This is a genomic window from Nocardia canadensis (assembly GCF_032656385.1).
GTDB lineage: Bacteria > Actinomycetota > Actinomycetes > Mycobacteriales > Mycobacteriaceae > Nocardia > Nocardia canadensis.
In genome coordinates, this window is record NZ_JAVCWB010000002.1 from 271,321 (window position 1) to 294,678 (window position 23,358).

Genomic DNA, 23,358 nt, shown 5'->3' on the forward strand with positions numbered 1-23,358 from the left:
AAGGCGACGACGATGTTGCGCACCATGATGAAGTCGAAGATCCACCGTGCCACGGTGACCCACGCCGACCTGCACTACGTGGGTTCGGTGACCGTCGACCAGGATCTGCTCGACGCCGCCGATCTGCTCGAGGGCGAGCAGGTCTGCATCGTCGACATCGACAACGGCGCCCGCCTGGAGACCTATGTCATCGCCGGTGAGCGCGGCTCGGGCGTGATCGGGATCAACGGCGCCGCCGCCCATCTCGTGCACCCCGGCGACCTGGTCATCCTGATCGCCTACGGCCAGCTGGACGAGCAGGAGCTGCGCGACTACGACCCGAAGGTGGTCTTCGTCGACGACCGCAACCGCCCGGTGGAGCTCGGTTCGGACCCGGCGCACGCGCCCGAGGGTTCCGGCCTGACCTCCCCGCGCTCGCTGTCGTTCGCCTGAGCGCGGCGGGGGGACAGCGATGCTGCTGACGATCGACGTCCGCAACACCGGAATCGAACTCGGTCTCTTCTCCGGCAGCGGCGAGCACGCGACCTTGGCGCGGCACTGGCGCATCCACACCAATCCACTGCTCACCGCCGACGAGTTCGCGATGCAGGTGCGCGGTCTGATCGGTGAGGAGCTCGACCAGGTGGTCGGCGTCTCGGCGTTGTCGACCGTGCCGCCGGTGCTGCGCGAGCTGCGCACCATGCTCGCGCGCTACTGGGCGCACGTGCCGCATGTGCTGGTCGAGCCCGGCGTGCGCACCGGCATCCCGCTGCTGGTGGACAACCCGAAGGAGGTCGGCGCCGATCGCATCGTCAACTGCCTGGCGGCCTATCGCCGCTTCGGCGGTCCCGCGATCGTGGTCGACTTCGGCACCGCGATCTGCGTCGACCTGGTCTCGGCCAAGGGGGAGTTCCTCGGCGGCGTGATCGCGCCCGGCGTGGAGATCTCCACCGAGGCGCTGGTCGAGCGCAGCGCGCTGCGCCGGGTGGAGCTGACCCGCCCGCGCTCGGTGCTGGGCAAGAACAGCATGGAGTGCATGCAGTCCGGGGCGGTGTTCGGTTTCGCCGGCCTGGTCGACGGCCTGATCGATCGCATCCGCGACGAGTTCGACGCCTTCTCCGGCACCGATGTCACCGTCGTCGCGACGGGCGCGGGCGCGCCGTTGATCGTGCCGGAATCGGAGACCATCGATCAGCACGAGCCGCATCTGACGCTGACCGGTCTGCGCCACGTCTACGAACGCAACAAGAAGTGACTGTGGCGCAGGTCATTTTCGCCGTAGCGCGCGTCGACTGCTAAACTCACGCTCGTGTACTTCCGTGTGAGCACCCAGGAGTGTTGTCGAGGCTGACCTGCCTCGACCGTTCGAGGCTGACGTTTTCCCCTCGACCGTTTCACACCTCCTGGAGATTCGCTCATGCGTTCTTCCGTCCTTTCCCTTTCCTCCGCGCGCGACGGCTACTCCGCGACACCCCCGCTCGACCGGGCGGTGGCTTCGGCGTTGCCGACCCGGCTGCGGCCCGCTGACCTGCTGCGACTCACCGATGAGGGCGCCGAAGACGTCCTCGCCGGTCGCTACGATCACCTGCTGCCCGCCGACGGGGTCTGGCCGACGGAAAAGCGCTGGGCCACCCGGCTGATCGCCGACGACGAGGTCGATGTCTGGCTGATCAGCTGGACGCCGGGTAAATCCACCGAATTGCACGATCACGCCGGTTCGCTGGGCGCCCTCACGGTGCTCAGCGGCGCGCTCTCGGAATTCCGCTGGAATGGCTCGGAGCTACGCAGGCGCACCCTGGCCGCCGGCGATCAGGCCTCGTTCCCGATCGGCTGGGTCCACGACGTGGTTCGGGCGCCCGCCGCCGCCGAATCCGTCGGTCCGCTGGATCCGACGCTGAGCGTGCACGCCTATTCCCCGCCGCTGTCGGCGATGTCCTATTACGAGGTGACCGGCCACGGCACCTTGCGGCGAACCAAAACCGTCCTCACCGACCAGCCCGAAGGTGACCTGTGATGAGTCGTTTGACGATTGATCAGATGCTCGAGAACGCCCGCGCCGACCTACGCAGGCTCTACGTCTACGACCTGTCCGCGGCTTTGGCCAGGGGCGCGATTCTGGTCGACATCCGCCCGGCCGCGCAGCGGGTTCGGGAGGGTTCGCTGCCGGGTGCGCTGGTCATCGAACGCAATGTCCTGGAATGGCGACTGGATCCGACCTCCTCGGCGCGTTTGTCGCTGGCCGTCGACCACGACGTGGAATGGATCATCTTCTGCTCGGAGGGCTACACCTCGAGTTTGGCCGCGGCGTCGTTGCAGCAACTCGGTTTGCACCGCGCCACCGATCTCATCGGCGGCTACCAGGCACTGAAGTCCGCGGGGTTGCTGACCGTCGCGGTGGGGGCGCCGCACTTTGCCCGTGAGGTGAATGCGCTCGCCTCGTTGTAGCGACGCCGGGCCGGTGGCCGGACCGCCCGACCGGCGGTCCGGCCACTGCTCGTTCGGGGCCCGGCGGCGGATGGGTTGGGTTGTCCGCGTGCGGATTCGGGGGCCGCGGTGGCGGCGTTTTGTTTCGATGGTGTGACGTGGATTGCATTCGGCCGAGGAATGGCCGGTGCGGTGTCCGGTTACCGTGGAGTTCGGTACGGGCAGGCCGCAATAGCATTTCCGGCGCACGCTACTGTTATCGGATGTGAGCACCCCTAACCCCGCCGATACCGGCCGCGCCGTCAGTTCCGCCGTGGACAGTGATGTTCCCGAGCAGATGCGGATTCGCCGGGACAAGCGGGAACGGCTGCTCGCCGAGGGCGGCGAGGCCTATCCGGTAGTGGTCCCGCGCACCCACACGCTGGCCGAAATTCGGGCCGCCTACCCGGATCTGGAGCCCGATACCCAGACCGGCCTGCAGGTCGGCATCGCGGGGCGCGTCATTTTCGTCCGCAATACCGGCAAGCTGTGCTTCGCCACCTTGCAGGAAGGCGACGGCACCAAGCTGCAGGCGATGATCAGCCTCAACGGCGTCGGCGCCGACGCGCTGGCCGCCTGGAAGTCCGATGTGGACCTCGGCGACTTCGTGTTCGTGCACGGTGAGGTCATCTCGTCGCGGACCGGTGAATTGAGCGTGATGGCCGATTCCTGGTCGATGGCGGCCAAGTCGTTGCGACCGCTGCCGGTGGCGCACAAGGAGATGAACGAGGAGTCGCGCGTCCGGCAGCGCTATGTCGACCTGATCGTGCGCCCCGAGGCCAGGGAAATGGCCCGTACCCGCGTGAACGTGGTCCGCGCGCTGCGCACCGCGCTGGAGCGCCGCGGCTTCCTCGAGGTCGAGACCCCGATGCTGCAGACCATCCACGGCGGCGCCGCCGCGCGCCCGTTCGTCACCCATTCCAATGCGCTGGACATGGAGTTGTTCCTGCGTATCGCGCCGGAGCTGTTCCTGAAGCGCTGTGTGGTCGGTGGCCTGGAGAAGGTCTTCGAGATCAACCGGAACTTCCGCAACGAAGGCGCCGACTCGACCCATTCGCCCGAGTTCGCGATGCTGGAAACCTACGAGGCTTACGGCACCTACGACGACTCCGCGAAGATGACCCGGGAATTGATCCAGGAAGTCGCGCAGGAGGCATTCGGCACCCTCGTGGTGACACTGGCCGACGGCACGGAATATGATCTCGGTGGCGAGTGGACGACGGTCGAGATGTATCCCTCGCTGTCGGAGTCGATCGGGGTGGAGGTCACTCCGGAAACCACTGTCGAGGAATTGCTCGCGCTCGCCGATCGGGTCGGTCTGGAAATTCCCGCGGGCAAGGGCTACGGTCACGGGAAACTCGTCGAAGAACTGTGGGAACATGCGTATGGCGACAAGCTGTACGCGCCGACTTTCGTTCGCGACTTCCCGGTGGAGACCTCCCCGCTGACCCGTCAGCACCGCAGCAAGGGCGGCGTGACGGAGAAGTGGGACCTGTATGTTCGCGGCTTCGAGTTGGCAACGGGCTATTCGGAACTGGTCGACCCGGTGATCCAGCGGGAACGGTTCGTCGATCAGGCCAGGCTGGCCGCCGCGGGCGATGACGAGGCCATGGTGCTCGACGAAGACTTCCTCGCCGCGATGGAACACGGCATGCCGCCGACCACCGGAACCGGTATGGGAATCGATCGGTTGTTGATGGCACTGACCGGTTTGGGAATCCGGGAAACGATCCTGTTCCCGATTGTCCGGCCGAGTAGTCGCTGACCAGTCGATTTGCGAGGTGAAGACCTCGTGTTGGAATTTTCGTAATTAGAGGTATTCTTGCCTCGGGTATTCGGCCTGGAGGCAGGCTTGACGATTTCGAGAGGACGTTCATCTCATGGCAAAGAAGGTCACCGTTAGCCTGATCGACGATGTCGACGGTGAGTCCATCGCGGACGAGACCATCGAGTTCGCTATCGATGGCGTGTCGTACGAGATCGATCTGTCCGAGGCTAACGCGGCGCGGCTGCGCGAAGGCTTGGACGAGTGGGTCGCCAACGCCCGTCGCGTGAGTGGCCGTCGCCGGGTGAAGGCGGCAGGGGCGCCGGCACCGCAGGGGAAGAGCCGCGTTTCCATGGACCGCGAACAGAGCGCCGCAATTCGTGAATGGGCCCGTCGCAAGGGCCACAAGGTCTCCGCTCGCGGCCGCATCTCGGCCGACATCACCGAGGCGTACAACAAGGAAGTCGGCAAGGCCTGAATTTCGACGGCGGTCCGGGGTTGCTGACGCGGCGATCCCGGACCGCTCTGCTGTCAGCGGTGTACTCCCAGGTCGGGACATGCGTCGGCGGTCTCCCGGGGACTCCTGGAGAGATAGACTGATGTTCGTGCGCAAGGTTTTTCAGGTCGGCGAGGGCCGACGGTCCGACCCGATTCGGCGAGTACATGGGTAACTCACCGGGTACGGGCGAACTGGCGACGCTGTCACCGCCGCCCGCCGACGTTTCTGTCGACGCGCACGAGTCCGGCCTGAATCGCGGAGAGGCGGGACATGTCTAGTTCTTTTCTACGGTATACCGATGACACCGGGCGGCAGCACGAGCTGGCGCTCGAGCCCGAGCAGCAGCGGTTCACCATCGGCCGCAATGTGCAGGCCGACCTCGTCCTCGGCTGGGACGCCGAGGTCTCCCGGCTGCACGCCGCCGTCGAATACCTGGGCGCGCACTGGACCATCGTCGACGACGGTCTGTCCCGCAACGGCACCTTCGTCAACGGTGAGCGCCTGATCGGCCGGCGCAGGCTGAGTCCGGGCGACCGGATCCGGGTCGGCACCACGCTGGTGCATTTCTTCGATTTCGGCGGGGTCGTCGACGACGCGACGCACACCGCGTCCGGCTCCATTCCGACCATGCGCTCGCTGACCGAGACCCAGCGCGCGGTGCTGATCGCGCTGTGCCGCCCGTACAAGCACGGCACCGGCTTCGCCACGCCCGCCTCCAATCAGCAGATCGCCGAGGAATTGTTCCTTTCCATCGACGCGATCAAGACCCATCTGCGCGCGCTGTTCGCGAAATTCGGGGTGGAGAACCTGCCGCAGAACCAGAAACGCACCCGGCTGGCGGCGCTGGCCATGCAGAGCGGGATGATCTCCGACCACGATCTGTGAGGTCGCGACGCTCGCGCAGGTGCGTGAGCGTCTGAACCATGTCGGCGAGCCGCGTGACACTGTTGACTTACTCGTAACACCGGAGCACACGGATCGAGCTCCGGAACACGAGTCAGGAGACAGCACATGTTCGCACTTCGGATGGCCGCCATGGTTCTGGCGCTGATCAGCACCGGCCTGATCGCGGGCGTTTTCTACGCCTACGCGATCTCGGTGATGCCGGCCCTGGCGCGGACCGGCGATCGCACGCTGATCGACGTCATGCAGAAGATCAACGTCGTGATCATCAACCCGTGGTTCATGCTCGGCTTCCTCGGCACGGTCGGGTTCACGGCGCTGGCCGCGGCCCTGACGCTCGGCAAGGAGCACCGGAGCACGCTGATCTGGCTCGGGGTCGCCCTGGCGCTCAACGTGATCGCCTTCGCCGTCACCTCGGCGCTGAACGTGCCGCTCAACGACGCGCTCGCCGCGGCGGGCGACCCGTCGGCGATCGCCGACACCGCGGTCGTGCGCGCGGATTTCGAGGCGGCGTGGGTGCGCTGGAACATCGTGCGGGCGGTGCTGCACACGGCGGCGTTCCTGGTGCTGTGCGGCGCGCTGTTCGCGGCGGGCGTGCAGCAGGGGAAGACGAGCTCGCCGGCCGCCGGGCAGCCGGTCGCGCAGGCGATGGTCGCGCCGATGGCCGGTGGCTACGCGCCCGCGCCGTTCCAGCGTTGATGGCGATCTGCCAATAGGGCCACGCAATCACTAGAACGTGTTCCATGATGATCGGAACACGTTCTAGTGAGGAGTCGTTTCATGCGACGTAGTTCGAGATCGTTGCTGGTACTGGCCGCTGCCGCACTGCTGGCCTGGGGGAACGCGGGCACCGCCGCCGCCGAGTACCCGGTCGACTACAACTTCTTCGCCGGGATCGCCCCGGAACTCACCACGCCCGGTGGATCGCTACCCGGCGCGAACGATCCGGGGTGCGTCCCCTCGGCCGAGCATCCGAATCCGGTGGTGCTGCTGCACGGCACCGGCGGTGGGGGACAGACGAATTGGGGCGTGTACGCCCCGCTGCTGGCCAACGAGGGCTACTGCGTCTACTCGTTCACCTTCGGCGCCTACGGGCTGCCCTGGCCGGTCTCGGCGATCGGCGGGATGCGTCCGATCGAGCAGAGCGCCGCCGAGGTGTCGGCCTTCGTCGACGGGGTGCTCGCGCGCACCGGCGCCGCGCGGGTCGACTTCGTCGCCCACTCGCAGGGCAACATCGTCGGCAACTACTACATCAAGCGTCTCGGCGGCGCCGCCAAGGTCGACAAGCTGGTCGGCATCGCCCCACCCTGGCTCGGCACCAACGCGCTCGGCGCGGGCGATATCGCGGCCTACAGCCGCGCGCTGGGCGCCGGTCCCGCCTTCGACGCGGTCGCCACCTCGCTGTGCCAGGCCTGCGGGCAGATGCTCACCGGCGACGAGTTCATGGTCGCCCTCAACGCCGACGGGGTGTACAGCCCGCAGGTCACCTACACCAATATCGTCTCCGCGCTCGACGAGCTGGTCGTGCCGCACACCTCCGGTCTCGTGCCGGGTCCGAACGCCACGTCGGTGGTCGTCCAGGACGGCTGCGCCCAGGACTACTCCGAACACATGGCCATCGCCGGCAGCCCCCGCGCGGCCGGTCACGTCCTCAACGCCCTGGATCCGGCCCGTCAGGCCCCGGTCCCGTGCGAGTTCGTGCCCCCCTTCACCGGCTGAGGCCGTCACCCCGGCGACATATTTCGCTGTAGGCAAAACTCTGAGGGAAACGAATGCCGCGACGTGCGCGTTATGAGTGAATGACCATGTTGCCGCCGGTCATCAATAGGGTGGACCGGCGGCGGCGGAATCCCCTGCCAACTAGAGTGGAGGCGGGGGCCGCAACCCCCGGGCTTCATGGCAGGCTGACGGCGACAGTTGTCGGTCCGACGCCCTAGGTTGTACCGAGCACACTGCGGCGTCTGTTGCCAGAATGTCGGAGCAGGAGAGTGAGGGAGCGATGTTCGAGAGGTTCACCGACCGCGCGAGGCGTGTCGTTGTCCTGGCCCAAGAAGAGGCCCGGATGCTCAACCACAACTACATCGGCACCGAGCACATCCTGCTTGGGTTGATCCACGAGGGCGAGGGCGTGGCGGCGAAGTCGCTGGAGTCCCTTGGCATCTCGCTGGAGGGTGTGCGCAGCCAGGTCGAGGAGATCATCGGTCAGGGCCAGCAGGCGCCGTCCGGTCACATCCCCTTCACCCCGCGTGCCAAGAAGGTGCTGGAGCTGAGCCTGCGCGAGGCGCTGCAGCTCGGCCACAACTACATCGGTACCGAGCACATCCTGCTCGGTCTCATCCGCGAGGGCGAGGGCGTCGCCGCCCAGGTTCTGGTCAAGCTCGGTGCCGACCTGAACCGCGTCCGTCAGCAGGTCATCCAGCTGCTGTCCGGGTACCAGGGCAAGGAGCCCGTCGAGGGTTCCGGCTCGCGTGGTGAGGCGGGCACTCCGTCCACTTCGCTGGTGCTCGACCAGTTCGGCCGCAACCTCACTCAGGCCGCGCTCGAGGGCAAGCTCGATCCCGTCATCGGCCGCTCGAAGGAAATCGAGCGCGTCATGCAGGTGCTGAGCCGCCGCACCAAGAACAACCCGGTCCTGATCGGTGAGCCCGGTGTCGGTAAGACCGCGGTCGTCGAGGGCCTGGCGCAGGCCATCGTCAACGGTGAGGTCCCCGAGACCCTCAAGGACAAGCAGCTCTACACCCTCGACCTGGGTTCCCTGGTCGCGGGCAGCCGCTACCGCGGTGACTTCGAAGAGCGCCTGAAGAAGGTGCTCAAGGAGATCAACACCCGCGGCGACATCATCCTGTTCATCGACGAGCTGCACACGCTCGTCGGTGCGGGTGCTGCCGAAGGCGCCATCGACGCGGCCTCGATCCTGAAGCCGAAGCTGGCCCGTGGCGAGCTGCAGACCATCGGCGCGACCACCCTCGACGAGTACCGCAAGTACATCGAGAAGGACGCCGCCCTGGAACGCCGCTTCCAGCCGGTGCAGGTCGGCGAGCCGACCGTCGAGCACACCATCAACATCCTCAAGGGTCTGCGCGACCGCTACGAGGCGCACCACCGGGTGTCCATCACCGACGGTGCCCTGGTCGCCGCCGCGACGCTGGCCGATCGCTACATCAACGACCGGTTCCTGCCGGACAAGGCGATCGACCTCATCGACGAGGCGGGCGCGCGCATGCGCATCCGCCGGATGACCGCGCCGCCGGACCTGCGCGAGTTCGACGACAAGATCGCCGATGCCCGCCGCGAGAAGGAGAGCGCGATCGACGCGCAGGACTTCGAGAAGGCCGCGCGCCTGCGGGACAAGGAGAAGCAGCTCGTCGCCAAGCGCGCCGAGCGTGAGAAGCAGTGGCGTTCCGGTGATCTGGACGTCGTGGCCGAGGTCGACGACGAGCAGATCGCGGAGGTGCTGGCCAACTGGACCGGCATCCCCGTCTTCAAGCTCACCGAGGAGGAGACCACCCGTCTGCTCCGCATGGAGGACGAGCTGCACAAGCGGATCATCGGCCAGGAGGATGCCGTCAAGGCCGTCTCCAAGGCGATCCGCCGCACTCGCGCCGGCCTGAAGGATCCGAAGCGCCCCTCGGGCTCGTTCATCTTCGCCGGTCCGTCCGGTGTCGGTAAGACCGAGCTGTCCAAGGCGCTGGCGAACTTCCTGTTCGGCGACGACGACGCGCTCATCCAGATCGACATGGGCGAGTTCCACGACCGCTTCACCGCGTCGCGGCTCTTCGGTGCCCCTCCCGGGTACGTGGGCTACGAAGAGGGCGGCCAGCTCACCGAGAAGGTGCGCCGCAAGCCGTTCTCCGTGGTTCTGTTCGACGAGATCGAAAAGGCGCACCAGGAGATCTACAACACCCTCCTGCAGGTGCTCGAGGACGGCCGTCTCACCGACGGTCAGGGTCGTACGGTCGACTTCAAGAACACCGTGCTGATCTTCACCTCGAACCTGGGCACCTCCGACATCTCCAAGGCCGTCGGCCTGGGCTTCACCCAGTCCAACGCCGAGGGGTCGAACTACGAGCGGATGAAGCTCAAGGTCAACGACGAGCTGAAGAAGCACTTCCGCCCCGAGTTCCTCAACCGCATCGACGACGTGATCGTGTTCCACCAGCTCACCAGCGAGCAGATCGTGATGATGGTGGACCTGATGATCAACCGCGTCGCCAAGCAGCTGAAGAACAAGGACATGGCGATCGAGCTGACCGACCAGGCCAAGAGCCTGCTCGCCAAGCGCGGTTTCGACCCGGTCCTGGGTGCGCGTCCGCTGCGTCGCACGATCCAGCGCGAGATCGAGGACCAGCTGTCGGAGAAGATCCTCTTCGGCGAGATCGGCGCGGGCCAGACCATCGTGGTCGACGTCGAGGGCTGGAACGGCGAGGGCCAGGGCGAGGACGCCAAGTTCACCTTCGCCGGCAAGGCGAAGCTGACCAAGGCTCCCGCGGGCGACGACAAGCCCGAGGTCGTCCTGACCGGCGCTGCCGAGGGCACCGCGCCCGAGGCCGCCGCCTCCGGCGAGTAACCAGCTGAACCGAACGAGGCCCGCTCCTGGATTTCCAGGGGCGGGCTTCGTCGTTCGATCGGTCAGCCGAAATGCTGGAGGAAGCCGGACCCGCGCTCGGCGGCGTATCGGAACACGTGCTCGAGGCCGTCGTAGTGGTGGCGCAGGTAGTGCAGTCCGCTCTCGCCGTCGCGGACCCAGATGTTCGGGTACACCTCCGCCGCGTCCATCGCCGCAGCATCGAAGAACAGGGCCAGCTCGTCGAACGGGTAGCGGCCGAGGACCTTCGCCGTGGCGGACACGTCGTCCGGGTGCCAGGCGAAATAGTTGTCATCGGCCAGCGGACGGCCGGTCTCGATCAGATCGATCCCGATATTCGCCTGGGCCAGCAGGTATTCCAGGACGGCCCACGCCTTGTCGAGGTAGCCGCTCGGTCCGCCGTCCTGGACCCGCAGGCCGTCGAGAAAATCGTCCGGCCACTCGGTCGTCGTGGCCAGCCGCTCCAGCTCCACGGCACTCACCCTGGTGAACGACATGATCACCCCCATGGAGAACTCCTTTTCCGCCCGGTGATGTCCGCCGAAGCTAGCAGTGGTCACCGACACCGCGCGCACGGTATCGAATCCGGCTGGGCGCCGCGATCTTTCGCTCGGGCCGATTGCTAGGTTCGTCGATGTGTTCGGGTGGGTAAAGGCGCGTGGCGCCGCAGTGATCGTGCGAGCGCGCCGACGCGAGCCGGGTGCTGCGCGCCGCGGCGCCGACGCTGCGCGCCCAGCCGTTCGAGGCGCCCTTCTTCACCTACACCGCCAACAGCCAGCAGTACCTGAACGGCGACGGCATGAAGCTCGACCTGTCCAAGGCGACCGTCACGGTGACCGACGATCCGCAGAATCCGCGCTACATCGTCGGTCTCGTCGTCGAGGCCTACTGGAGCGCCATCTACTGACGCCCGAGCGCGAGGTCGAGGATCGGCGCGAACGCCTCGGCCAGTTCACCGGGGACGATCAGTTCGTCGATTCCGTAGCGCGCGCTGCGGGATTCGAGGATGTCCACAGCCGCCTGGGGATCGCTGGGGAGAAGTCCGGCAGCGCCCGCGTCGCGGAGCTTGTCCGCGGTGTGGCCGAGGCGGGCGCTGAGCCAGTGCGGCAATCGCTCACCGACACCGACCAATTGGAGGGTGCACCGCACGTCGCGGTCGGTGTGTTCGGCGATCGCGGCGACCATGTCGGCCAGGTCGTCCTCGGTGGCATCCGGGGCGGCGGCCAGCAGGATCCGGTCGGCGTGAGCGGCTGCGGTGGCGAGCATGCGCGGGCCGTTCGCGGCGATCACGAGCGGCGGGGCCGGGTCGACCTGCGCCCGTATCGCGGTCGCGGTGTCGATCAGATGCTGTCGTCGTTCGCTCGCCGAACCCCAGGGCATGCCGAGCCTTTCGGCCTCGCCGCGGGCGTCGGGGCGGCCGGTGCCGAGGCCCAGCTCGAATCGGCCGTCCGAAAGCAGTTGTAGCGCGGTGACTTCCCGCACGGTCGCTCCGATGGTGCGCAAGGGCGCCGCGAGGACGTTGGGCCGCAGTCGCAGCTGCGTCGTCACCGCGGCCGCAGCGGCCAGCGCGGGCAGTGGTGAGGGGGTGTAGAGCGTGTCCGGCAGCAGGACGGTGGCATAGCCCCGCTGCTCGGCGTCGACCACCGCGCGCGTCCACTGGGCCCCGGACCGGGGCGTCAGCACGATCCCGAATCGCATCGCGATCTCCTACTTCTGCTCGCGACGGCGAGGTTCGCTGAGCACGGCGAGCCTGCTGCGGTACTCGGACTCGCTGATCTCGCCCCGGGCGAACCCGGTGCGTAGCGCCCCGATCCCGCCGCCGCGCCCCGCGCACCGCCTGCGTGCGAAGAACAGCACGGCGATCACGGTGATCCAGAACAGCAGCGGGAAGATCCAGAAGAAGGGCCAGGGATGCCAGCCCCCGTCGTAGTGGTCGGCCAGGAGGGTCAGCGTCGTCGCGCTGTCGAAGGTGTTCATGACTTCAGCCTGCTCGCGACGGCCGCCGCGGGCATCGGCCGCGCGACCCGATCCCGGCTACGTCCACGGGCGTAGTGCCGGGCGCTGTTTCGCGGCCGCACCGGCTCCGAGCTGCCTTGGTACCGTGAATCCGTCGGAGATCCCCCGGAGGATGTGCACGGTGACGCTGATCGAATCTGGTGCGAGCGGCCTCGACAATGTGCTCGCCGGCCTGCAATGGCGCTTCGCGGGCCGGGACGAATTCGCGCTCACCGCGGGCGGTGGGGAGTTCATCGCCGGTGAGCCGAGCGCGCTCGTGGTGACGGAGGGCCTGGTCCGGGTCGAAGGTCTGGGCACGGCAGAGGATCTGGCCTGCGGTGACTTCCTGTTCGTTCCGCGTGCGGACCGCTTCGCGATCACCGCCCTGTCGGAGGGCACCGTGCTGCGGGTGCGGCTCGCATCGGCCGCGACCAGTGGCGCGATGGACGCGCTGCCGCAGCGGGTGCTGCTCACCGAGTTCGTGCGACACGCGCCACTGGCCGCGACCATGTTCGAGCATCTGGTGCGCGAATGCCCAGATCCGTTCGGTGTGCAGGGCGACCGGGTCGCGACCCTGATCGCGTCGATGGCGATCGAGTCCTGGCATGCGCGCGGGTGCGCGCCCAAGCGCTGGTTGTTGCGGGTGAACGAGCCGGGAGTGGCACGCGCGGTGGCCGCCATGCACGCCGATCCCGGGCAGGAGTGGACGGTCGAGGCGTTGGCGCGGGTCGCGCTGGCCTCGCGGTCCGGGTTCGCGGCGCGGTTCCAGGCGGCCACCGGGCTCACGCCGGGGCGGTATCTGACGAAGCTGCGGGTCGAGCGGGCCCAGGTGTACCTGGCCGAGCACAACGTGTCGGTCGGCGCGGTGGCGCGGCGGCTGGGTTACCGCTCCGAGACCGCGTTCGGCCGGGCCTTCCGCAGGCATACGGGCCACACGCCGTCGCAGTGGCGGCGCGTGGCCCGCTCGGCCTGAGCTAGGACCGCGCGGCGCGGCTGAGCGAGACCCGCACCAGTACGCCGCCGAGCACCGCCGCCAGCGCCGCGAGCCCGTAGGTCGCCGCCAGGCCGATGCTGTCGACCCCGCGTCCGCCGACCGCGGAACCGAGGATGATCGCCAGCTGGAAACCGCCGACCACCAGCCCGCTGCCCGCCTCCATCCGCTCGGGCAGCACCCGCGACACCCACACCTGCACCAGGTTGAGAATGCCGCCGAACGCGCCGCCCCACACCACCACCGCCACATAGCCGAGCACCGGCACCGCGCCGGAGACGACGATCGCCAGCAGCGACAGCCCGATCGCCGTCGGCACCGCGACCAGCAGGACACCGAGCTTGCGGTCGGCCAGCGAGCCGAGCAGGAAATTCCCGAGCAGGCCGCCGACACCGAACAGCGCGAGCAACACCGGAATCGCCGACGGTCCCGCCTCGAGCAATTCGGCCAGCGCGGGCCGGATGTAGGTGAACCCGGCGAAATGCCCGCCGATCACCGCGACCACGCTGACCAGCCCCAACGCGACCCCCGGCGCCCGCAGCGCCGCCCCCATCGCCGCGAACCCGATGCCCTTGCTCGGCGCGATCGGCGGCAACATCACCCGCACCGCCACCGCGGCCACGACGGTCAGTCCCGCCGTCACGAGGAACACGGTCCGCCAGCCCGCGTATGTGCTCAGGAGCACGCCCAGCGGCACCCCGGCCACGGTCGCGACGGTGGTGCCCGAGTTCACGATCATCATCGCCTTGCCCAGACGGTGGGCCGGCACCAGCTGCGCGGCGATCACCAGCGCCATCGACCAGTACCCGCCGACGGCCACGCCGAGCAGCAGCCGCGCGAGCAGCAGCAGCGCGATATTCGGCGCCACCGCCACCAGCACGTTCGACACCGCGGCGCCGATGGTGAGCACCAGCAGCAGCGTGCGCCGGTCGGCCTTCGGAAACAGCGAGCCCAAACCCAGCGCGGCGAGCAGCGCGGTGAGCGCGGTCGCGCTCACCGAGAGCCCGACCACCCCCTCCGGTACCCGCAGGTCCTCGGCCAGCGCGGTCAGTACTCCCGGTGGCAGGAACTCCGCGGTCACCAGCGTGAAGCTGCCCAGGAACATGGTGAGCAGCGCGGGCCATGCGCGGCGGCCGGTCTCCGGCGCCGCCTCGATGGTCGATGTCGTCGTCATGCCCGGTGCAACAACGTTTCTCGCCCCCGCTCGCGACCCAAACGCCACGGGAAGCGACTCGAACGCCAGGCTTCACGCGAAGCTCCGCTGTCGCCCTTCGCCTCGCTGTCCAGCGGGCGCCCGGTGAAGAACAGATCGACACCGGCGGGGACCGTCCGCCGTGCCCGCTTCCCGGCCTCCGGCCTGGCACGTAGTGGGGAGGACCCGGGCTATTGCCAGCCCGGGCGGACCAAACCGGATTCGTAGGCGAGGACGACCAGTTGGGTGCGGTCTCGGGCGTCGAGTTTGGTGAGGATGCGGCTGACGTGGGTGCGGGCGGTGGCGGGGCTGAGATAGAGGCGGGCGCCGATCTCGGCGTTGGTGAGGCCCTCGGCGACCAGGGTCATCACCTCGCGTTCGCGGTCGGTGAGGTCGGCGAGGGCGGCGGGCGGGGGTTGTTTGGCGTGGGTGGAGAACTCGGCGAGCAGGCGACGGGTGACGCCGGGGGAGAGCAGGGCGTCGCCCTCGGCGACCACCCGGACCGCGCGCAGCAGGTCGGCGGGTTCGGTGTGTTTGACCAGGAACCCGGCCGCGCCCGCCCGGATCGCCTCGAAGACGTATTCGTCGAGTTCGAAGGTGGTGAGCACGACGACGCGGACCTCGGCGAGCTTGGCGTCGTCGGCGATCATCCTGGTGGCGGCCAGGCCGTCGAGGATAGGCATGCGGATGTCCATGAGCACCACGTCCGGGACGAGCGCGCGGGTCATCCGCACGGCCTGCTCGCCGTTCTCGGCCTCGCCGACGACCTCGATGTCGTCCTGCGCGTCGAGCAGCGCGACGAACCCGCCGCGCACCAGCGCCTGATCGTCGGCGACGAGCACCCGCGTCTTGGCCGCGCCGGACTGTTCACTCATGCGCTCGCCTCCGTGCCGCCGGACGCGGATCCCGCCTGCGCCGACACCGGCCGGGCGGGCAACCTGGCCGCCACCCGGAACCCACCGGACGGCCGCGGCCCGGCGGTCAGCGCGCCGCCGAGCGCGTGCGCCCGTTCCCGCATCCCGATGATCCCGTTCCCGCCTGCCCCGGTGCGCACGGCCGTACCGGTGGGCCGGGTGTTGTCGACGGTGATGTCCACCGATTCGGGCGTGTAGCGCAGGGTGATCAGCGCGGCGGCGCCCGGCGCGTGCCGCACCACATTGGTCAGCGATTCCTGGATGATCCTGGCCGCCGCCACATCGATCACGCTGGGCAGCTTCTTGGGCGTGCCGATGATCTTGGTATCGACGGCGAGACCGGTCGCGCGGGTGCGTTCCAGCAGGGTGTCGAGGTCGTCGAGCGACGGCACCGGCGCGCGCGGGGCCGGCCGCGGCGGCGGGACGGGTGCGACCGGCGGCGGCGAATCGGCCACGGCGGCAACGGTATCGACGGGTTCGGTCACCACGGGCGCGACCGGGGCACCGCTACGAATGGCGTGCAGCAGGGTGTGCACCTCGGCCAGCGCCTCCTTGGAGGTGGTCTTGATGGTGGCCAGCGCCGCCGCGGCCTGCTGCGGTTTGCGGTCGAAGAGTTCCAGCGCCACCGAGGACTGCACATTGATCAGCGAAAGACTGTGCGCGAGGACATCGTGCAGTTCCCTGGCGATGGCCAGCCGCTCCTCGCTGGCGGCCCTGGCCCGCTGCGCCTCGTCGTCGCGGCGCGCCGCCTCGGCCCGTTGGCTGCGCGCGACCACGACGGCGCGCCGCTGCCGCACGCCCTCGGCGATCGCGACCAGGATCCCCATCCAGGCCAGCAGCCCGAAGACCTGCCAGGCGCCGGTCTCGCGCCCGAGCAGCGCGGGTACCGGCCAGACCATGGTCAGGTAGCCGACCACGACCAGAGGATAGGTACGCCAGCGTGATCCGTTGACCGCCGCGCTCACGAACGCGATCACCAACGACAGGAAGATCGGCCCGTACCCGTAGTCGCGCAGCACATACGCCACCGCCGCCAGCAGCGCGACCAGCAGCACCGGCTCGGGCAGCAACCGCCGGAAGCCGAGCGCGATCGGACCGGCGAGCAGCAACAGATACGCGAACGCGTCGAGCGAACGCACGCCGGTCTGATGCGCGTTCGCCCCGGAACTGCCGGCCAGCTGGATCAGCGCGACCACACCAGCCAGGCCCCAGTCCTGAACGACCGAGCCACGCTCCCACTTCGCAGACGCTCCCACCTCTGTCACCCTATTGCGTAGTCGCGCCGCTCGCGTCGGCCTGCGCCCGTAATTCCGGCGCGAACCCCGTCACCACGCCGGATCGGCCGCTCGGGCGCCCGCCGAGGCGAATATTCAGCGGCGCGGACGCCGAGGGTAGGCCGCGCGGCGTAGCGCGGGAGACGCTGCGCGACGGATGCCCGAGGACCCCCGTCGCGCGGATTCTGATTCCCATGAACGATTCGATCGTGGTCACCGACGGGCTGACCAAACGCTATGGCGCCCACCTCGCGGTGGACGCGGTGAGTATGCGGGTCGCCGCGGGGGAGATCTACGGCTTCCTCGGCCCCAACGGCGCGGGCAAGACCACCACCCTGCGCATGCTGGCGGGCCTGATCCGGCCCAGCTCGGGCACCGCCCTGGTGCGCGGCCTGGCCCCGGGCGACCCGGCGGTGCTGCGCCGCATCGGGGTCCTCATCGAGGGCCCCGGCTTCTACCCTTACCTCTCGGGCCGCGACAACCTGCGCGTGCTCGCCCGCTACCGGGGCCATCGCGCCGCCGACGTCGAGCGGGCGCTGGCCCGGGTGGGCCTGGCCGACCGCGCCGACGACCGTTTCCGCACCTACTCGCTCGGCATGAAGCAGCGCCTCGGCGTCGGCGCGGCCCTGCTCGGCGACCCCGATCTGCTGATCCTGGACGAGCCGACCAACGGCCTCGACCCCGCCGGACTGGCCGAAATGCGCACGCTCATCGTCGATCTGGCCGCCGACGGGCACACCGTGCTGCTGTCGAGCCATCAGCTCGCCGAGGTGCAGGAGATCTGCCATCGGGTCGGCGTGATCTCCGGCGGCCGGCTGCTCGCGGAGTCGACCGTGGCCGAATTGCGGGGCAGCGCAACGCTGATCGTGCGCGCCGAACCCGCCGACAGCGCGCTCACGGCGATCCGCGCCGTCGCACCCGCCCGGGCGAGCGTCGACGGGATCAGGGTCGAGACGACGGCCGCGACGGCGCCCGCGGTGGCGCGCGCGGTGGTGGCGGCGGGCGCCGATCTGCTGGAACTGCGGGTCGACGAGAAATCCCTGGAAGAAGTGTTCTTCGAGATGACGGCTGTGGAGGTCGCGAAATGACCGGTGTGACAAGGGATCTGTGGGCGAGCATGCGCGCGGAGGCGGTGCGGCTGGGTCGCTGGCCCGCCTTCTGGATCGTCCTGGGCGTCTGGCTCCTGCTGAACCTGACCTTCGCCTACCTGTTCAACTACCTCGCCTACACCTCGGGGGAGGGCGGCGCCATGTCCGACGGCCTGCCCCGCGACGTCCTGCTCGGCCAGCTCTTGCCCGCCGCTGTCTCCGAGGTCTTCACCCAGGGTATGGCGATGTTCGGCGGCGCGCTGATGCTGGTGCTCGGTGCGCTCGCGGTCGGCAGCGGCTACGGCTGGGGCACCTGGAAAACCGTCTTCACCCAGGGCCCGAGCCGTCCGGCGGCCATCGGTGGGCTGCTGCTGAGTCTGCTGGTCGTGGTGGTCGCGCTGGTCTGCGCGGCGTTCGCCGTCGACCTCGGTGTCGCCTCGCTCATCGCGGTGAGCGAGGGCCGACCGCTGGTGCTGCCGACGCTGACGCGATCCGTGCTCGGCATCGGTTCCGGCGCGGCCATCCTGGGCATGTGGACGCTGGCCGGCGCCCTCGTCGGCGCGATCGCCCGTGGTCCGGCGCTCGCCGTCGGCCTCGGCCTGATCTGGGTGCTCGTCGTCGAGAACCTGCTGCGCGGAGTGGCGGGCGTCTTCGGTCCGATCGAGACGGTCACCGACCTGCTGCCGGGTACGGCCGCGGGTTCGCTGGCGGGCGCGATGCGCACGGTCGGCGGCCCGGCGACCCCCGGTGTCCTCGACATTCTCAGCCGCGGCGAGTCACTGGCCCTGCTCGGCGCGTACGTGCTGGTCTTCGGCGGCGGCACGATCTGGCTGATGACGCGCCGCGACCTGACCTGACGCTCAGGGCCACCCGACCGGGTTCGACACCGACTCGCGGGAGATGCCCGAATCCGTCTCGGGGAATCCACCGTAGAGCTTGTCGTGCAGGTGGGCGAAGAAGTAACACAGCTCCTCGCACTCGGCGTCGGGCACGGCGACCTCCGGGTCGGCGCGCACGGCGTCGTAGTGGTCGCGGCCCATGGCGACGATGAAGCCGCGGGCGTACAGGAAACCGTCGTCGGAGCCGTCGGTGATGGCCTGGATGTCGGCGCGGTCGATCTCGTAGAGCGCCCGCTCGGCGACGCGATCCAGGGCGGTCAGTTCGGCGCTGGTGAAATCGGTGCTCAGCGAGCGCAGGGCATCGATGAACCGGCCGAGGAGGTCGTGGTCGTACTCGCCGTCGAGCAGGGCGCGCCGGGAATCGGCGGAACCAGCGCGCTCCCAGGCGGTTTCGATCAGAGCCCAGAATCGGGCGGCTTCGGTTTCGGTCGGAAGTGTCGTCACCCGCGTGACGGTAGCCGCAGGGACCGACAGTTCAGGGCCGGTCGAGCAGCTTGTGGGCGAGCACGCTCAGCCCGTCGACGATCTGCGCCGCCGACAACCCGCGCTCGCGCTGTTGCAGATAGACCTCGGCGGCCAGCGGTGCGAGGACCGGGTCGACCAGGGAATCCGGGTGGGCGACACCGGCGTCGACCAGCAGCGCCCGGACATGCGCCGACCAGAACCCGTAGGCGCCGGTCGCGAAGCGCGCCCCACCGGTCTCGGCTCCGAGGACGAGATGCGCGTGGGCCGTGAGCAATTCGATCATCGCGGCATAGAACGCCGCGAGCCGCTGCGCCGGCGGTGCGCCCGGGCCCAGCGGCGGGTCGCCACGCAGGAGGTGTTCCTGCAGCGTGCGCTCGTGTTCGTCGAGCAGGGCGACGGCGATGGCGGTGCGGTCGGGGTAGCGGCGATAGAGGGTGCCGCGGCCGACGCCCGCCGCCTTGGCGATGTCGTCCATGGTGACCGTGCGCGGGTCGCGGGTGGCGAAGAGTTCGGCGGCCGCCGCCAGCACCTTGGCCCGGTTGCGGGCCGCGTCGGTGCGCTCGGCGGGCTGCGGTGCGTCCAGCGCCGCGCCGGTGAGCAGGTCGGATCGAGGCTCCATGCGCTCGACTGTAGCCCAGAATCGAATATGTGGACAAGCTGTCCACTTGTGTTCTATGGTCGGGACATCAACAAGCGGACATGATGTCCAGTTCTCGAAAGGCTCGGCCATGACACACCTGCTGCACCTCGACGCCAGCGCTCGTCCCCACTCGGTCAGCCGCAGGCTCGGCGCGGAATTCGTCGAGTCCTGGCGCGCCGCGGAGCCGGACGGCCGCTACACCTACCGCGATCTGGCGACCGATCCGGCGCCGTTCATCGGCGAGGGCTGGACCGAGCTCTGTGACGCCGTCCTCGCCGCGGGTAGCACCGACCTCGACCGGCTCCCGGAACTGGCCGTGACACCCGCCGCCCAGGCCGCGTGGCAGATCGTGGAACCGCTGCTCACGCAGGTGCTCGCCGCCGACGTGATCCTCATCGGCACCCCGATGTACAACTACTCGATTCCGGCCACGCTCAAGGCCTGGCTCGACCAGATCACCTTCCCGCGAATGTCACTGGGGGAGCGCAGGTTCGTGGTGGTCAGCGCGCGCGGCGGCGCCTACTCGCCGGGTGCGCCCAAGGCCGCGTTCGACTATCAGGAGCGCTACCTGCGCGACTTCTTCGCCGGCCACTACGCCGTCACCGACACCGTGTTCGTCCACGCCGAACTCGCCAACGCCGTCCAGGATCCGAACCTGGCCCACCTGCGCGACGCGCACGAGGCCTCGCTCGCCGCGGCGCTGACCGACGTTCGCCTGCTCGCCAAGGATTACGTGAAATGAGCTGGGTAGTACTCGGCCTCGCCGGCCTCGTCGAGATCATCTGGTCGCAGACCATCAAACCCACCGAGAACTTCACCAAACTGGGGCCGACGCTGCTGTGCATCGCGCTCGGATCGCTCGCGGTGTATCTGCTCTCGCGGGCCATGCACACCCTGCCCGTGGGCACCGCGTACGCGGTGTTCACCGGGATCGGCGCGCTCGGCGCGATCAGCCTCGGGGTCCTCGTGCACAAGGACCCGCTCAGCGCGGGCCGGATGCTGGCGCTGGCGCTGATCCTGGGCGGGATCGTGCTGGCCCGCGTCACCAATCCCGAGTGACGCTGTCGCGCACCCGATGCGGCGAACGGCCGGTCCGAGCCGGTAAGGTCGGCTGATGGACCAGCCAGTTCGCCCCCCGGATCTGTCTGCGCGACCGCACGAGCTCACGGTCGAGCGCGTGATGAAAGCCTCGCCCAGTCTGCTCTACGCGGCCTGGACCCAGGGCCTGGACCTGTGGCTGGCGGTTCCCGGATCGGTGCTCGGACGGCCCGGCGTCAACGAACCCCTGTACTTCGACACCGGCACGGCCGACAAGCGCAATCCGCACTACGGCCGCATCCTGCTGCTGGAGCAGAACCGCCGGGTCGAGTTCACCTGGGTCACCGCCGCCACCGACGGCGTGGAGACCGTGGTCGCGGCCGAATTCCTGAAGCAGCCCCGCGGTATCCGGCTGCGCCTGCGGCACTCCGGGTTCCCCACCGCCGCTATCCGCGACCTGCACCAGCAGGTGTGGCCGGAGATGCTCGAACGCCTCGACGAAGTCACCGGTACCGTCGCCTGAGGCGCGAACCCGGGCCGGATCGAGCCGGGATCCGAGTAGGTTCGTCATCGGACGCAACACCCAACGAATCGAAAGGATCGGCATGCCGACTCGTAGCGCACGCACCCTCTGGGCAGGCGGACTGCAGGATGGTTCCGGGCAGGTCGAACTGGTCAGCTCCGAGGTGGGCAAGTTCGACGTGACCTTCCCGCGTCGCGTGGCCGACGCCGCCGATGGCACCAGCCCGGAAGAGCTGATCGGCGCCGCGCATTCGTCGTGCTACTCGATGGCGCTGTCGGCCGAGATCGCCAACGCGGGCGGCACGCCGGAGAGCCTGGACGTCACCGCCGATGTGACGCTGGGCCCGGACCCGGCCGGTGGCTTCCGGATCAGCAAGATCAAGCTGACCGTGCGCGCCGTCGCCGCCGGTCTCGACGCCGAGGGCTTCTCCGCCGCCGCGACCGCCGCGAAGAACGGCTGCCCGGTCAGCAAGGCCCTCGCGGGTGTGGCCGAGATCGAGCTGGACGCCGCACTGATCTGATCACCCCGGTGGGCGGCATCTGGGACGCAGATGCCGCCCACCGGCGCGTCCGCGGGGCTAGCGCTGGGTGAACCAGCGGTGCGCCGCCGGCGTGTACATGGCTGGAATCGCGATAACCACCGCCAGGACGTGGACGGTACGGCAGCCGGCCAGCACCGCCGACGACGGCGACAGCCCGGCGAACAGCGCGCCGAAATCGTCGGTGGACAGCAGGACCGCCAGCGGCTCGATGATCAGCGAGACCAGGCCGACCACGCCGATCCCGACGGTGAGCAGCGCCCGCGCGACGCGACTGCCGTGCACCATGTACAGCGCTACCGCCGCGACGACGAGATAGATCGCCAGCCGCGGCAGCAGCCCCGACGCGGTCGCCGCGAACTCACCCCCGCCACGCACGGCGCGCAGCAGTCCTTCGGCGGCGCCGGCGGCGAGCGCGGTGACGAGACCGCCGAACGCGACACTCACCGCGCGCGGCCGGGAGTCGGAAACGAAAACGGAAAAGGCAGTGCCGGTCATGTCACCGACACTGCCTTCACGCGATACCCGCGAGGATCACCCTGCGGTAGCGACCCGCTCTGCTACCGGAGTGCTACGCCGCGAAGCGAATTCGGTCAGCGCGGCGAACGCCAGACCGAGCGAGACCCACAGCGTGGTGGTCTCGGCCAGTGACGCCACCCGGAACCGCCACAGCAGCGTCGCGGGGAAGTCGTCGGCCACCTCGTTCACGCCCGGCAGCAGCACGTAGCCGACCGTGGTGACCAGCACGAACGCGAGCACGCCCGCGATCAGCCGGAGCGTGTCCAGCTGTCCGGCCAGCGCCCGGTACGCGGCGACCGACGCCGCGACGGCGAGCAGGCCGAGCACGACGGCGGCGACCCACAGCCAGGTGCGGTCGTTGATGGTCTCCGGATCGCCCACCGCCGGTGGGTTGGCCGGATATTTGAAGAACGGCACCGCGACGATCGCGGCCCACGCGAATCCCGCCGAGGCCAGCGACAACGCGACTCCCGACAGCGTGGTGAACCGGCGGGCGACGTTGACGGCCGCGGCGAACAACGCGCCGAACGCCATCCCGGCCAGGCCGAGGGCGAGGAACTGACCCGCCTTCTGACCGTTCCGGCTGACCAGCGGTTCTTCCTCGTCGCCGTGCGAATGGCCCTGGGGTTCGGCCGCCTCGTGCGGATGATCGGCCGGGGCGGCGGCAGCTTCTTCGATGGCGATCGCGGCGTCCACCTGGGGCTCGCCGACGAAGTAGCCCACTGTCGCGGCCAGCAGGCCGGCGATCAAGCCGGCCAGCAGGCCACGTAACAGCAGGGTTTTGAGCGATCCGGTCAGTGGCACGGAACACCCAGCAGGTGACGTCCGTCGTGCATCAGCTCGTGCAGGAACATCCCGCTACGCGAGACGGCCCCCTGATCGAAACCGACCAGGTACAGGGCGAGCAGTGCAAGCAGAACGACACCGACCGTGACGAGCACGGTTGCCAGGGTGTCCAGGCCGGTAGACCGGCTGGGTGAATGCGCGATAGCCATTCGGGTCCTCCTCAGGGATACGCGTCCCATGGTCGAAGTGTGGTGCGAAGGTGCCGGTGTCTGGCTCTCCGGCACCGGGGACCCGGTACGTGG

Annotated in this window: 29 protein-coding genes; 18 read left to right on the forward strand and 11 right to left on the reverse strand. The window is 69.0% G+C overall.

The window, feature by feature from the left end:
* Window positions 1-12 precede the first annotated feature (12 nt).
* From panD to Q7X29_RS04540, 10 genes are all read left to right on the forward strand, one after another.
* Window positions 13-432 carry an aspartate 1-decarboxylase gene (gene panD / locus Q7X29_RS04495; protein ID WP_218720630.1) on the forward strand — a complete coding sequence of 140 codons (420 nt, stop codon included), beginning with the start codon at window positions 13-15 and terminating at the stop codon, window positions 430-432.
* Window positions 433-451: 19 nt separating this feature from the next.
* The gene (locus Q7X29_RS04500) at window positions 452-1,234 is read left to right on the forward strand and encodes a type III pantothenate kinase (protein ID WP_218720629.1); all 783 of its coding nucleotides are present in this window, start codon (window positions 452-454) and stop codon (window positions 1,232-1,234) included.
* Window positions 1,235-1,396: 162 nt separating this feature from the next.
* Window positions 1,397-1,993 carry a cysteine dioxygenase gene (locus tag Q7X29_RS04505; protein ID WP_316573373.1) on the forward strand — a complete coding sequence of 199 codons (597 nt, stop codon included), beginning with the start codon at window positions 1,397-1,399 and terminating at the stop codon, window positions 1,991-1,993.
* Between the two features lie 8 nt (window positions 1,994-2,001).
* Entirely contained in the window at window positions 2,002-2,424 is a 423-nt protein-coding gene (locus Q7X29_RS04510) for a rhodanese-like domain-containing protein (protein WP_218720644.1), read from the forward strand.
* Between the two features lie 316 nt (window positions 2,425-2,740).
* Window positions 2,741-4,207, forward strand: coding sequence for a lysine--tRNA ligase (gene lysS, locus Q7X29_RS04515; protein ID WP_316573700.1), 1,467 nt, complete (start codon window positions 2,741-2,743; stop codon window positions 4,205-4,207).
* A 115-nt stretch (window positions 4,208-4,322) separates the two neighbouring features.
* Entirely contained in the window at window positions 4,323-4,685 is a 363-nt protein-coding gene (locus Q7X29_RS04520) for a histone-like nucleoid-structuring protein Lsr2 (protein ID WP_019044650.1), read from the forward strand.
* A gap of 291 nt (window positions 4,686-4,976) precedes the next feature.
* Window positions 4,977-5,591 (forward strand): FHA domain-containing protein, encoded by a 615-nt coding sequence (locus tag Q7X29_RS04525; protein WP_218720628.1) that lies wholly within the window; start codon window positions 4,977-4,979, stop codon window positions 5,589-5,591.
* 126 nt (window positions 5,592-5,717) lie between these two features.
* On the forward strand, window positions 5,718-6,308 hold the full coding sequence (locus Q7X29_RS04530; protein ID WP_316573374.1) for an anthrone oxygenase family protein: 591 nt from the start codon (window positions 5,718-5,720) through the stop codon (window positions 6,306-6,308).
* An 81-nt stretch (window positions 6,309-6,389) separates the two neighbouring features.
* A complete protein-coding gene (locus tag Q7X29_RS04535) occupies window positions 6,390-7,328 on the forward strand; it encodes an esterase/lipase family protein (RefSeq protein ID WP_316573375.1) in 939 nt (312 codons plus the stop codon).
* A gap of 280 nt (window positions 7,329-7,608) precedes the next feature.
* Entirely contained in the window at window positions 7,609-10,176 is a 2,568-nt protein-coding gene (locus Q7X29_RS04540) for an ATP-dependent Clp protease ATP-binding subunit (protein WP_218720626.1), read from the forward strand.
* 62 nt (window positions 10,177-10,238) lie between these two features.
* On the opposite strand, the gene Q7X29_RS04545 is transcribed toward Q7X29_RS04540, so the two are convergent.
* Window positions 10,239-10,754, reverse strand: a complete 516-nt coding sequence (locus tag Q7X29_RS04545) for a DUF1877 family protein (protein WP_316573376.1) — start codon at window positions 10,752-10,754, stop codon at window positions 10,239-10,241.
* 140 nt (window positions 10,755-10,894) lie between these two features.
* On the opposite strand from Q7X29_RS04545, the gene Q7X29_RS04550 reads away from it, so the two are divergent.
* Window positions 10,895-11,101, forward strand: coding sequence for a hypothetical protein (locus tag Q7X29_RS04550; protein WP_218720624.1), 207 nt, complete (start codon window positions 10,895-10,897; stop codon window positions 11,099-11,101).
* Here the strand turns inward: Q7X29_RS04550 and Q7X29_RS04555 are convergent.
* Together Q7X29_RS04555 and Q7X29_RS04560 are read right to left on the reverse strand one after the other, a co-directional pair.
* Complete coding sequence (locus Q7X29_RS04555; protein ID WP_316573377.1) at window positions 11,095-11,892, reverse strand: LLM class flavin-dependent oxidoreductase; 798 nt, start codon at window positions 11,890-11,892, stop codon at window positions 11,095-11,097. The two genes, Q7X29_RS04550 and Q7X29_RS04555, sit on opposite strands and share 7 nt — an antisense overlap.
* 9 nt (window positions 11,893-11,901) lie before the next feature.
* Window positions 11,902-12,171 (reverse strand): SHOCT domain-containing protein, encoded by a 270-nt coding sequence (locus Q7X29_RS04560; protein WP_316573378.1) that lies wholly within the window; start codon window positions 12,169-12,171, stop codon window positions 11,902-11,904.
* A gap of 151 nt (window positions 12,172-12,322) precedes the next feature.
* Here Q7X29_RS04560 and Q7X29_RS04565 point away from each other — a divergent pair, with 151 nt between their 5' ends.
* Window positions 12,323-13,162: a helix-turn-helix domain-containing protein gene (locus Q7X29_RS04565; RefSeq protein ID WP_218720621.1), complete on the forward strand. Its 840-nt coding sequence runs from the start codon at window positions 12,323-12,325 to the stop codon at window positions 13,160-13,162.
* Between the two features lies 1 nt (window position 13,163).
* Here the strand turns inward: Q7X29_RS04565 and Q7X29_RS04570 are convergent, their stop codons facing one another.
* From Q7X29_RS04570 to Q7X29_RS04580, 3 genes are all read right to left on the reverse strand, one after another.
* Complete coding sequence (locus Q7X29_RS04570; RefSeq protein WP_316573379.1) at window positions 13,164-14,354, reverse strand: MFS transporter; 1,191 nt, start codon at window positions 14,352-14,354, stop codon at window positions 13,164-13,166.
* Window positions 14,355-14,563: 209 nt separating this feature from the next.
* Window positions 14,564-15,247 carry a response regulator transcription factor gene (locus tag Q7X29_RS04575; protein WP_218720619.1) on the reverse strand — a complete coding sequence of 228 codons (684 nt, stop codon included), beginning with the start codon at window positions 15,245-15,247 and terminating at the stop codon, window positions 14,564-14,566.
* Window positions 15,244-16,542 (reverse strand): sensor histidine kinase, encoded by a 1,299-nt coding sequence (locus Q7X29_RS04580; protein WP_316573380.1) that lies wholly within the window; start codon window positions 16,540-16,542, stop codon window positions 15,244-15,246. Before Q7X29_RS04580 ends, Q7X29_RS04575 begins: the two co-directional genes overlap by 4 nt.
* A gap of 212 nt (window positions 16,543-16,754) precedes the next feature.
* Here Q7X29_RS04580 and Q7X29_RS04585 point away from each other — a divergent pair, with 212 nt between their 5' ends.
* Complete coding sequence (locus tag Q7X29_RS04585; protein WP_218720618.1) at window positions 16,755-17,648, forward strand: ABC transporter ATP-binding protein; 894 nt, start codon at window positions 16,755-16,757, stop codon at window positions 17,646-17,648.
* On the forward strand, window positions 17,645-18,505 hold the full coding sequence (locus tag Q7X29_RS04590) for an ABC transporter permease (protein ID WP_316573381.1): 861 nt from the start codon (window positions 17,645-17,647) through the stop codon (window positions 18,503-18,505). The genes Q7X29_RS04585 and Q7X29_RS04590 overlap by 4 nt, the downstream gene beginning before the upstream one ends.
* A 3-nt stretch (window positions 18,506-18,508) precedes the next feature.
* Here Q7X29_RS04590 and Q7X29_RS04595 read toward each other — a convergent pair whose 3' ends face one another.
* Together Q7X29_RS04595 and Q7X29_RS04600 are read right to left on the reverse strand one after the other, a co-directional pair.
* Window positions 18,509-18,991 carry a DUF4240 domain-containing protein gene (locus Q7X29_RS04595; RefSeq protein WP_218720616.1) on the reverse strand — a complete coding sequence of 161 codons (483 nt, stop codon included), beginning with the start codon at window positions 18,989-18,991 and terminating at the stop codon, window positions 18,509-18,511.
* A 31-nt stretch (window positions 18,992-19,022) separates the two neighbouring features.
* Window positions 19,023-19,631 (reverse strand): TetR/AcrR family transcriptional regulator, encoded by a 609-nt coding sequence (locus Q7X29_RS04600; protein ID WP_218720615.1) that lies wholly within the window; start codon window positions 19,629-19,631, stop codon window positions 19,023-19,025.
* Window positions 19,632-19,740: 109 nt separating this feature from the next.
* On the opposite strand from Q7X29_RS04600, the gene Q7X29_RS04605 reads away from it, so the two are divergent.
* From Q7X29_RS04605 to Q7X29_RS04620, 4 genes are all read left to right on the forward strand, one after another.
* Window positions 19,741-20,394 carry an FMN-dependent NADH-azoreductase gene (locus Q7X29_RS04605; RefSeq protein ID WP_218720614.1) on the forward strand — a complete coding sequence of 218 codons (654 nt, stop codon included), beginning with the start codon at window positions 19,741-19,743 and terminating at the stop codon, window positions 20,392-20,394.
* Window positions 20,391-20,711 carry a DMT family transporter gene (locus tag Q7X29_RS04610; protein WP_189029701.1) on the forward strand — a complete coding sequence of 107 codons (321 nt, stop codon included), beginning with the start codon at window positions 20,391-20,393 and terminating at the stop codon, window positions 20,709-20,711. The genes Q7X29_RS04605 and Q7X29_RS04610 overlap by 4 nt, the downstream gene beginning before the upstream one ends.
* 55 nt (window positions 20,712-20,766) lie before the next feature.
* Window positions 20,767-21,213, forward strand: a complete 447-nt coding sequence (locus tag Q7X29_RS04615; RefSeq protein ID WP_255588351.1) for an SRPBCC family protein — start codon at window positions 20,767-20,769, stop codon at window positions 21,211-21,213.
* An 82-nt stretch (window positions 21,214-21,295) separates the two neighbouring features.
* Window positions 21,296-21,733 (forward strand): OsmC family peroxiredoxin, encoded by a 438-nt coding sequence (locus Q7X29_RS04620; protein ID WP_218720613.1) that lies wholly within the window; start codon window positions 21,296-21,298, stop codon window positions 21,731-21,733.
* A gap of 57 nt (window positions 21,734-21,790) precedes the next feature.
* On the opposite strand, the gene Q7X29_RS04625 is transcribed toward Q7X29_RS04620, so the two are convergent.
* The 3 genes from Q7X29_RS04625 to Q7X29_RS04635 are packed head-to-tail and all read right to left on the reverse strand — an operon-like array spanning window position 21,791 to window position 23,265.
* Window positions 21,791-22,249: a hypothetical protein gene (locus tag Q7X29_RS04625; RefSeq protein ID WP_316573382.1), complete on the reverse strand. Its 459-nt coding sequence runs from the start codon at window positions 22,247-22,249 to the stop codon at window positions 21,791-21,793.
* A gap of 36 nt (window positions 22,250-22,285) precedes the next feature.
* Window positions 22,286-23,074 (reverse strand): CbtA family protein, encoded by a 789-nt coding sequence (locus tag Q7X29_RS04630; RefSeq protein ID WP_316573383.1) that lies wholly within the window; start codon window positions 23,072-23,074, stop codon window positions 22,286-22,288.
* A complete protein-coding gene (locus Q7X29_RS04635; protein WP_019044677.1) occupies window positions 23,065-23,265 on the reverse strand; it encodes a CbtB domain-containing protein in 201 nt (66 codons plus the stop codon). The genes Q7X29_RS04630 and Q7X29_RS04635 overlap by 10 nt, the downstream gene beginning before the upstream one ends.
* Window positions 23,266-23,358: the final 93 nt, after the last annotated feature.